Source organism: Chryseobacterium luteum, assembly GCF_000737785.1.
GTDB lineage: Bacteria > Bacteroidota > Bacteroidia > Flavobacteriales > Weeksellaceae > Chryseobacterium > Chryseobacterium luteum.
The window spans coordinates 18,835-28,759 of the sequence record NZ_JPRO01000031.1 but is presented as its reverse complement, the minus strand read 5'-3'; the positions used below and the strand labels follow the sequence as shown (position 1 = coordinate 28,759).

Below are 9,925 nucleotides of genomic sequence, written 5' to 3'. Positions count from 1 at the left end.
CATTATTACATTAAACCTTTGCGTTAAAGAAATTTCTATTCATTAGATGTATTCATCTTCTTCCCTCTCCTTTCCAAAATAAGATGTCCTGCATCCAGCATTTTAGTGAGATGGATGTATGGGCTTACGATATTTCTTTCCGGAAGATTGTTATAGATTCCCAGTGAGAAATACACCATTCCGGACATAAAATAATCAAATTCCCTGATGCTGTATTCTCTGAACGCTTTTTTAAAAACCAACAGAGGATTTTGGTATTCCTTCTCCGAAAGCAGGCCAAGAAGCAATGGAGAAGTATTTTCCAGTTGGGCACTGGCGGTCCGTTTCTTTTCTTCCAGCGCTATGAGGTAGCCTGCCCGGACAAACGACTGTATACATTGGCGAAAGTGAAAGATAACGGACGGATCTTCGTTTATGCAGCTATTCCTTTTCACCGCGTAATTCATAATGCTGTTTAGCCTTTCTTTAGATGCAGCCAGATCATTGAACTGAAAAAAAGTCTCCATCAGCTGTACCCCGGAATACTTCCTGCTGTCTGCCCAAAGCCGGGAATCGAAGTCTGTTCTGTTCTTTTTCATAGATGTGTATTTTTTTATTGTCTAAGAATATTTTTATAAATGTAATAAAAACATTTCAATCACGGTCGATCGGCCGTGATTTTTTATTATTTAATTATTTCATTTGTTTATATGAAGGACATCAACGAAAAAATTTGTTCATACATTACAAAAAATTGGTTAATCCCTTGGCTTCAAGAAGGCAAGTCACAAACTTCTTTTGCAAAAAACCATGATGTAGAAGAAAGTACTATTAGAAAAATAAAAGGAGAAGAACCTTATAGAATACCTGTTGAAACACTCTTTAAAATGTGTGAAGCGAGAAAGATTAGTTTATCTGATTTTTTTAAACTTATAAATGAATAAATCCTGACGAGAGTTGGGATTTTTTTACGACCAAATTCTCGAAATTTTAAAGGATATCTTTATTTGAAATCTTAAAAATTCAGTGAAAATACTGATTGAAAATTTTAAGATAATTTTTATTTTTGTTATTTATGGGAACCCGTAAATTCTGATTTAATGTATTTTTTATATTTGAGCTTTATAAAAACTATTACCTAATTAACACTTCTATTAGATGAATCAATTTGGAGGAAATTGGAGCGAAAATAAAATCGAAATTTTAGTTGAATATGCAAGTGCATATCTTACGATCATGAAAAAATATGCAGATAAGTATAATTGGCAATTATTATATTTCGATGGTTTTGCTGGTTCAGGACATATTAAAGGGGATAATGAAAAAGAAAGTCCAATAGTCGGTGCTGCTACAAGAATCCTAGCAATAGACGAACCTAGAAGTTTTGATATATATTATTTTGTAGAAAAGGAAAAAGAGTTTGCAGATATGCTACATAAAGCAACAGTAGAGAATTTTCCAAATAAAAAAATATTTATTGCAAACACTGATTGTAATGAAAAAATAGAGTCATTAAGTAAATTCTTAATGACAAAAAAAGGAAAAGTATTTAAATCACTCGCTTACATTGATCCTTATGGAATGCAACTTAATTGGAAATCATTAGAGACTTTAGAGAAACACTCAGTCGATGTTTGGATTTTAGTTCCTACAGGAATGGGAGTAAATCGGTTGTTAAAAAAAGATGGGAATATTTCAGATGCTTGGTTATCAAGATTAGAAAATTTTTTAGGGATGACAAAAGAGAATATTCTTCCTTATTTTTATCAAGAAAAAATTGTCTATACACTATTTGGTGAAGAAACTAAAATATCAAAAGAAAATAATGCAATAGAAAAATCAGCACAGCTATATGAAGACCGATTAAAAAGTCTTTTTAAATTTGTATCTAAACCATATATCTTAAAAAATAAAATGAACTCTGTAATGTTTCATTTTTTTATGGCTTCAAATAATAGACAAGCAGTAAAAATTGCAAATGATATAACTAAAAAATATAATAATGGCACAATCTAGTATAGAATGGACAGAAATGACTTGGAATCCGACAACTGGATGCGATAAAATATCAGCAGGATGTAAATTCTGCTATGCTGAAATTATGTCCAAAAGATTACAGGCAATGGGTGTTGAAAAATATAAAGATAATTTTGAAATTAGAATACATGAAGAAGCTTTAAAAATCCCCTATACTTGGAAAAATTCAAAAGTTGTGTTTGTAAATTCGATGAGTGATTTATTTCACAACGATATACCTCTCGACTTTATAAAGAAAGTTTTCAAAGTAATGAACAACAATCCTCAACATGTTTTTCAAGTCTTAACCAAACGTGCAGAAAGACTACTAGAACTTCACACTGAATTAAAATGGACTCATAATATTTGGATGGGAGTTTCTGTAGAAAACGAAAAAGTAAAAGATCGAATTGATTATTTAAGACAAATAAATGCAAGAGTAAAATTTCTATCATTAGAGCCTTTAATTGGACCATTACCAAATTTAAATCTTGATAAAATTGATTGGGTTATTGTTGGAGGAGAAAGTGGCCATAAACCAAGAAAAATGGATGCAGATTGGGTCATTGATATTCAAGAACAATGTGAGAAAAATGAGGTAGCTTTCTTTTTCAAACAATGGGGAGGAAAAAACAAAAAGGCAAGTGGACGTATTTTAAATGGAAGAACTTATGATGAAATGCCTGAAATTGAATTACAACATAGTGTATAATTAGCCATTTCCGTTTACCGAAAATACATAAAATTCAAAATATTAAAAACTAATGAAATTTAGAATAGCAAATAGATGGGGTGATTTTCCAGAAAATGCAAAATCTGAAGTATTTCTGAGTTGGGATAATTGGAACGACTTTTCATATTATACATTGTTTGGAATATTTTATGTAAATGAAAATTCAGAAAAATTTGAATTAGGTAGCATAAAGATTGGATTTTTTGGACAACAAGAAGGAGAAAGAAGTTTATCCATAGGAGACGAATTCACACAAATTGGTCCACGCTTTTTTTCGATGGGAACTGATGTCGAGTACTATGAACGACTAAGTGATCTTGGTGAGGAAATAAGAAATATTATATTAATTGGTCTAAACGATATAGCTTATGATACAGATCTGTATGAAAAAGCTATTCAAGAACAAGTTACAAAGATATCATTTCTGAGAGATGTTAGCGAAACTACTATAACTGGTCAGTTTAGAAGACTTGCATATGGTGGAAGTAAATTAACTGATTATGATTTTAAGTTTATCTCCTTACCCAATAATACCGAAGAGAATTATTATGAGTTATCATTTTCTGTAGAACCCTATTCTAATCCACCTTCAAATATTCATGTTTTAATAGGTAGAAATGGAGTTGGGAAAACATACTTGATACATAACATGATTGATTCCCTTACCAAAAATCAGAACGAATTCTCCCATTCAGGAAAGTTTTTGTGGCAAGATCAAGTTGAAAATCAACAGAGATTATTTGCAAATTTAGTTTGTGTCACATTTAGTGCATTTGATGAATTTGAACATCCACCAGAGCAGAAAGATAAATCAATTGGTTTGCAGTACTCATATATTGGATTAAAATCAGTATATGAAACAAATACAGATCAAGAGATTGAAGAATATTCTCTTGCAAAACAGTTCTCTGCAAGTATTTTTTCATGTATCAATAATTCAAAATTAGGTATATGGGAAAAAACAATTTATATTTTAGAATCTGATCCTATTTTTAAAGAATTCAATATTTTAGGCCTAGTTGATAATTTTTATGATGAAGTAGAATTAAAAGAGCGTGCGATTAGTCTCTTCCAGAAATTAAGCTCAGGACATAAAATAGTTCTTCTAACAATTACAAGATTAGTTGAGAAAATACAGGAAAAAAGTTTGGTGCTTTTTGACGAGCCCGAATGTCATCTCCACCCACCACTGCTCTCATCATTTATAAGAGCTGTATCTGATTTATTGATTGAAAGAAATGCTGTAGGCATTATAGCTACTCACTCACCTGTTATTTTGCAAGAGGTACCAAAATCCTGCATTTGGAAACTACGCAGAAATGGAAATGACACCTTCGTAGAACGCTTAGAAATTGAGTCTTTTGGTGAAAATGTGGGAATTCTTACACAGGAAATTTTTGGTTTAGAAGTAACAGATTCCGGTTTTCATAAAATTTTAAAAGACCTTGTTAAAGAAACAAATTCATATCAGCATGCTACAAATGTTTTAAAAAACCAACTTGGTTTGGAAGCAAAGGCCATCTTAAGAAGTCTATTTTATCAAAAAGAACAATCCGAATGAGAACAATAGCAAAACCAACACTTATTGCAAAAGATGTTTTTTTGGAATGTATTAGTACTGTTAATGATTTAGTATTGAAGCAGAGTTACGAAATTTGTCAAGATTTGATTGAAGCTGCAGCACAAGATTTTGATAATAAATTCCCACTTCTTGAAATATATCAAATACCTCAGAATTTGACAGTTTTAGGGAATATTGGAAAAAAAGAAATGAAATCTGTCTATACTTATAGAATGGTTACGCCTGGTATGCCCGGAAATACTTTTTACAATAAATTAAAGAATGCAGCACCTTATGGAAAATGTCCTTTATGTTCAGTGCGACTTGTTGAAACACTTGACCACTATTTACCTAAGTCTTTATATCCTATTTTATCTGTAGCCCCAGTGAATCTTATTCCAGCATGTGGTTCCTGTAATACAGAAAAAAAAATTTCATTCCCAACTAATAGTATAGAACAAACTTTCCATCCTTATTACGATGATGTTCAAGATGAATCTTGGATAAGAGCAACATTACTTCCTTTTGAACCATTTGGTTTTTATTATTTTGTTGAGTGTCCAAGTAATTGGGAACAAATTAAAAAAGATAGAGCAAAAAATCATTTCAATTCTTTTAAACTAAATGAGTTATTTACAGCACACGCAAATGAAGAATTTAGAGGAGCAAAAAACCAAATGAAAAATTTATATAACCAACACCCCAATCAATTGATAGAACATCTTAATGAAGCTTTTACGAGCAGAAGAGATGAATTAGGAGTTAATTCTTGGCAGGCAGTTATGTATCATTCCCTTTTAAAGGATAATTGGTTTATTCAGGGGGGTGTTTTGAATTTTTAAAAAAGAAAAAAAATTGATATAAACAAAAAAGAGTTATTAATCCCTGCCTCTTAAATTTAGTCTTTTTACACTTTCTGTCATAGGTAGGATACTCTAACAAGGTCATCTATTGCTTAATCATCAAAGAAAAAACAATAGCAGCAGAAATTTTCATTGCATAGTCTACAAACTCTCCCGTACTGCCCCGCTACCCCTCCGCTACCGCACAAATCCTTTCGTATGGTTTTAGTATTATAAATTCCCATGCTTGTGCGAACCTCTGCTAGTATCAGTTTATAATCTTTGGAGAGAGACACACTCCAAATAATTATGACCGGAGTCGTCTACGTGATTATATGTTGTGTTGTTAATTCGGATTGAACTGAATATTGAAATAATTCTTTAAATAATCCTCTATTGGTTCCAATCCCATTTCTTTTCTTCTTTCGTTTACAGTTTCAGGATTTTCTAATTTATACAATTTACCATTTTCTATTTGTGAACCATATATTTGGGGTTTTCCTTCGTCCATTAACATCTTATCTTTCATCAATGCATATTGCTGTTTAGATAAGTCTCCATTTTTTACCGCTTTCTCTATTTGTGGAAAATACTTTTTTCTGATTTCTTCAGTACTATGTTGCAGTCCCAACCAGATTGCATCCATTTGTCTTTGACCCACCTCCTTTAATGTTGGCATACCACACTTTTCAATAATGCTAATCACTAATTCTTGATTCCTATGGTCTTCTTTAGCGTATTTGATGAGTTCATTTGATTTTCTAATCCTTTGGTCACTTTCTAAAACTTCGCTCAAGATTTGACGTTTTTTGCTGCAATCGACTTCAATAATATCTACTGAACCTACATAGACAAATTTATCCTTATTCATATAAAGGAATATTGATATCATTAAAACAAGAGCGGTTAATATGCTGAATAATATTTTCTTTATTTTCATTTCGATTTTTGTGTCATATTCCAAAATAGGTTGACCTTTTTTGGTTAAAAATTAATTGTTCCCAAAAATAGGAATTATTTTTAAGTGTCGGAATAAAATATGTAAAGATGAACAGTATTGTTATCCAAACAGAGGTTTTTGCGCATCACAGCAAATGTCTTTTTATGGCTACAAACTTTATGCGGTTTGTTCTGTGAACGGTGTTTTTCCCCCGCTACCGCACGAATCCTTTCGTGTGGTTTTAGTATTATAAATTCCCATGCTGGTGCGAACCTCTGCTAGTATCAGTTTATAATCTTTGGAAACAAGCGAGACGCTTGCGCCAACGGTGACTCGTAATCTTAAAATCCCAGATATTCTACACTAAAAAATTTAAAACAATTAATTAAAGCAGCCCACAAAAAATCACTGCCGGGAATCTTTGGGAATGTCTGCTATTTGCTTTTGTGAATTATTTTCACTATCTTGTAGTATGAATAAAATTGAAAATCAAGGGAGTATAACCCATGCAGGTAGAATGAACGAACGAACAAGAGCAATGGAAGTTCTTGAAAAAGCCAAGCAAACACAAGGGAAAATTACATTTCTAAGACAAGGTGTTGGGAGAAACTTTAAGCCAAAAACTGAGGAGTCATAAATCGGAATTGATTTAATTGATATCTTCAAAAAGCAGTATATGGTCTCACGAACGGAGAAGAACCCGAAAATAAGATCTAGAAATCGTACAGGAAAAACACATCCGAACCGGAGCACATAACGGAAATAAGCTGGATGATATTGACAGGATCCTGAATATGTCAATCGACGATCGTAACGCATTTCTTCAGCGTATGGTAGATGATAAGAAAAGAATGATGAGATAGCGCAAACCAGCGTATAATTATGCTGCCCAAATAAAACAAAGCCCCTGAATTATCAGGGGTTATTTTATTTTTCTTTTGTATGATCAGGACGTGGAAAAACGAGTAGTTTTTGAATTATTTCCTTCGCAGAAAAAACACGTTTTTGAAGTTTCCCGTTTTTTATATTATTCCATACTCATTGCGCCTAAAAAGTAATTTGCATTATTAAAAGATAGTAATACAATCTCTGAATTCTTCTGGCTTTGGAGATTGTAATTTTTTATCACAAGGATAACCACTACTGCCCATTCCTACAGAGCGGATACGGGCAAGATGCCCGCGCCGGCAGAGAATACATATTCATTTAGAGCCTGTTCAAATTGTATTCAATAAAATTATAATGCTGAAATAATGACTAAAGAAATATATTTCTTCCGCAGATTTCACGAATGGCGCAGATTTATCTCCAGTTATAAAATTATGGGTAATCTGCCCAATCAGCGAGATTTTAAATTTTTAAACAGCCTCTTAATGAGTATAACGTTTAATATACCGTGGATAATTGGTTCTATTATTATATCGTTCATTCTCAAAAAATTCTACAGCTTATTTTTTTCCATTTCAAATTTTTCCTACCTTAGTTTTCCTCAAAACAAAAACACACGATTTTATATACTAACCCTTAAAATCAAAAATGATGGGATTAACAAATTTGAACTCTACGCATTTGAGCAGTGCAAAGGTCACTGCGGCACAGGATGCCATCGCGGCATTGGAAAACGCTCTTGCTGAAATCACAGTCAATCTTTCAGCCCAGGACCGTAAAAATTACGGCAGCATCAACGAGCAAAACAAACTCTTTGTAAACAAAGTCTACGACTACAACCAGAGCCAGCCCAAACTGAGCTCTCCCGAAGTAGACTGGGACGAATTCAACAGAGATTACAGCTCCCGAAACAACATGGAAACCATGATCAGCAGGCTCGAAAGCGTCATTACAAGACTGAATAATGCCAAAACGCTTCACGATTACGACAACTATCAGTCGGGATTGGTAGATTATTCTTTCACGACCTACAAAGCGGGGACTTCGGCACCGGGATTTGAAGACAAGTACAGAGATCTGAAACAGTTCTTTATGAAAAATTCAACGGCTGCTGCTCCACCCGAGGAGAAAAAGTAAATAACAACAACCAACCACCCCTCTACTTATCCAGAGGGGTATTTTTATGCTTTCTAACCGGCTTTCCATGGTTGGGATACGTCCATAGAATGCCCTGCACACATTTCCTGCTGCTTCCGATACGTTTCGCACAGGTTTGGAGACGTCTTTCAGCCATCCTCAGACGTTATTTAGTGGCCGTGAGAGGTTATTTACTCCTCAGCACACGTTCCGGAAATGTCGGGAGAGGTCTTTTACCTGTCCGGAGAGGTTGTATAACGTGTCCGGATGTGTTGATAACCCCATTGAAGGCGTTCGTAACCCCGCCGGAGTTCTGATGAACGTATCGGGATAGGTGGTACAGCGTGTCGAAACCTTTACAGAACGTGTCGGGACTTCTGCGGAACGTGTTGGGATAGGTTTTGGACGTGTCGGTTGGGGTTCGGAACGTCAAATTTTGGGTTGGTGTAAGTGTATGAGTGATTGTATGGTGTTTAAACCACCCCGTCTTCTTTCTTCGAAAGAATCCACCCCTCTGAGGGAGGGGAATTTTGTGGCGCATAGGGGCGGAAAGGGCTGTTCACATTTAGAAAAATGTAAGACAAATATTCAATCCAAACTTACACCCGAAAAAATTCCCCTCCTCCGGAGGGGTGGCGAAAATTCGAAAGAATTTTTGACGGGGTGGTTTGTTTTCCAGGGGAGCCAGTCGCAAAGCTGCAAATTCAGTTAATTATATGGCATACTGATTTATTTCCAGGACATATCATCTATCTCAGTTTCCTTCTCAAAGAATAATACCTGTACAAAATCCTGTCATACCAGATTATAAAAACAAGAAATCCCGAGGCAAACAACAGTGTTTTTATATCAAAAAGCTTATACAAAAGCCCTCCTATAATACAGCCACAGAAAAAACATGCAATAATCACCAATTTCAGAACTATGCTTTTTTTAAGTTGCTGGCGAACCGCATATTCTTTATTAAATAATATTCGGGACAAATCTATTCCTAAATCTGTAAACAGACCTGTAAGATGGGTTGTTCTTACCACTGATTGAGAAACCCTGGTTACCAAAGAGTTTTGAATCCCCATAGAAAAAAGCAACAGATAGGCAATCATATGGGAAGAAAGGGAAAAACCCAATGGGTAATAACCAGATAGCCCCACAAAAGATAAAAGTGCGATTTCTATCATAATAGGAAAAATATGTGGGCGCATTTTTTTCCGTTTTGATAAAAATTCAATAATCATGCTTGATATAAAAGAACCCGTAAGAAAAAACAGGATGAAAAGTAAATATATAAAGGCAGTCTGATGTTTCTTAAAAAGTATTTCCTCAGAAAAAAAAGCAAAATGCCCCGTTACATTGGTTGTTAAAACCTTTACAGATAACACTCCGGCAATATTAACGATACCCGCAACGAAAGAAAGTGCTGATGCAAGTTTAAGATTATGAAAATAGGTTCTCCGTTTACCTCTATGTCGAAACATGTTTTGTGGCGTTTAAATATTAATTTATAAGATGAAATCTGTTTAAATGATATCTTATACAGTTGGCCAGTCGCAAAGGCGCAAAGATTTTATCTGCGATAAAACTTTCTGACTTTTTATTATAGAGCCTGTTTAAATTGTATTCAATAAAATGGTGATGCAGAAATAATGATTAAAGAACAGATTTCTCCCGCAGATTTATTTCATTTATAAAAGTCAGCTTAATCTGCCCAATCAGCGAGATTTTAAAATTTTAAACAACCTCTATAGAGTTTTTGCTGAAAATCTTTGATTTTCCTGCGCCTGAAAACATGCATACAGTTTAAAACTTGGCGACTTTGCGGTTTTCCAACA

Annotated in this window: 11 protein-coding genes and 1 pseudogene; 8 read left to right on the top strand and 4 right to left on the bottom strand. The window is 34.0% G+C overall.

Features of this window, described 5'->3' with window-relative positions:
* Positions 1–35: 35 nt before the first annotated feature.
* On the bottom strand, positions 36–578 hold the full coding sequence (locus IX38_RS20660) for a hypothetical protein (protein WP_034707868.1): 543 nt from the start codon (positions 576–578) through the stop codon (positions 36–38).
* Positions 579–689: 111 nt separating this feature from the next.
* Here IX38_RS20660 and IX38_RS20655 point away from each other — a divergent pair, with 111 nt between their 5' ends.
* The 5 genes from IX38_RS20655 to IX38_RS20635 all read left to right on the top strand — a co-directional run bounded on the left by IX38_RS20655 (position 690) and on the right by IX38_RS20635 (position 5,131).
* Positions 690–923 carry a helix-turn-helix domain-containing protein gene (locus IX38_RS20655; RefSeq protein WP_034707867.1) on the top strand — a complete coding sequence of 78 codons (234 nt, stop codon included), beginning with the start codon at positions 690–692 and terminating at the stop codon, positions 921–923.
* 214 nt (positions 924–1,137) lie between these two features.
* The gene (tcmP, locus tag IX38_RS20650; protein WP_034707866.1) at positions 1,138–1,995 is read left to right on the top strand and encodes a three-Cys-motif partner protein TcmP; all 858 of its coding nucleotides are present in this window, start codon (positions 1,138–1,140) and stop codon (positions 1,993–1,995) included.
* Positions 1,982–2,707: a DUF5131 family protein gene (locus IX38_RS20645; RefSeq protein WP_034707864.1), complete on the top strand. Its 726-nt coding sequence runs from the start codon at positions 1,982–1,984 to the stop codon at positions 2,705–2,707. Before tcmP ends, IX38_RS20645 begins: the two co-directional genes overlap by 14 nt.
* Before the next feature lie 52 nt (positions 2,708–2,759).
* The gene (locus tag IX38_RS20640; RefSeq protein WP_034707863.1) at positions 2,760–4,289 is read left to right on the top strand and encodes an AAA family ATPase; all 1,530 of its coding nucleotides are present in this window, start codon (positions 2,760–2,762) and stop codon (positions 4,287–4,289) included.
* Positions 4,286–5,131, top strand: a complete 846-nt coding sequence (locus IX38_RS20635) for an HNH endonuclease (protein WP_034707862.1) — start codon at positions 4,286–4,288, stop codon at positions 5,129–5,131. The genes IX38_RS20640 and IX38_RS20635 overlap by 4 nt, the downstream gene beginning before the upstream one ends.
* Before the next feature lie 346 nt (positions 5,132–5,477).
* On the opposite strand, the gene IX38_RS22190 is transcribed toward IX38_RS20635, so the two are convergent.
* Positions 5,478–6,071 carry a DUF6624 domain-containing protein gene (locus IX38_RS22190; protein WP_051884973.1) on the bottom strand — a complete coding sequence of 198 codons (594 nt, stop codon included), beginning with the start codon at positions 6,069–6,071 and terminating at the stop codon, positions 5,478–5,480.
* Positions 6,072–6,159: 88 nt separating this feature from the next.
* Between IX38_RS22190 and IX38_RS23295 the strand changes: the two are divergent.
* The 3 genes and pseudogenes from IX38_RS23295 to IX38_RS20625 all read left to right on the top strand — a co-directional run.
* Positions 6,160–6,276: pseudogene (locus tag IX38_RS23295) on the top strand (IS982 family transposase); the annotation flags it as partial.
* Positions 6,277–6,543: 267 nt separating this feature from the next.
* Entirely contained in the window at positions 6,544–6,708 is a 165-nt protein-coding gene (locus IX38_RS23095; protein ID WP_165570758.1) for a hypothetical protein, read from the top strand.
* A gap of 899 nt (positions 6,709–7,607) precedes the next feature.
* Positions 7,608–8,096 (top strand): hypothetical protein, encoded by a 489-nt coding sequence (locus IX38_RS20625; RefSeq protein ID WP_394331196.1) that lies wholly within the window; start codon positions 7,608–7,610, stop codon positions 8,094–8,096.
* Positions 8,097–8,118: 22 nt separating this feature from the next.
* Here IX38_RS20625 and IX38_RS23385 read toward each other — a convergent pair whose 3' ends face one another.
* Positions 8,119–8,253 carry a hypothetical protein gene (locus IX38_RS23385; RefSeq protein WP_262483462.1) on the bottom strand — a complete coding sequence of 45 codons (135 nt, stop codon included), beginning with the start codon at positions 8,251–8,253 and terminating at the stop codon, positions 8,119–8,121.
* Positions 8,254–8,845: 592 nt separating this feature from the next.
* A complete protein-coding gene (locus IX38_RS20615) occupies positions 8,846–9,571 on the bottom strand; it encodes a YoaK family protein (RefSeq protein ID WP_034707860.1) in 726 nt (241 codons plus the stop codon).
* Positions 9,572–9,925 lie beyond the last annotated feature (354 nt).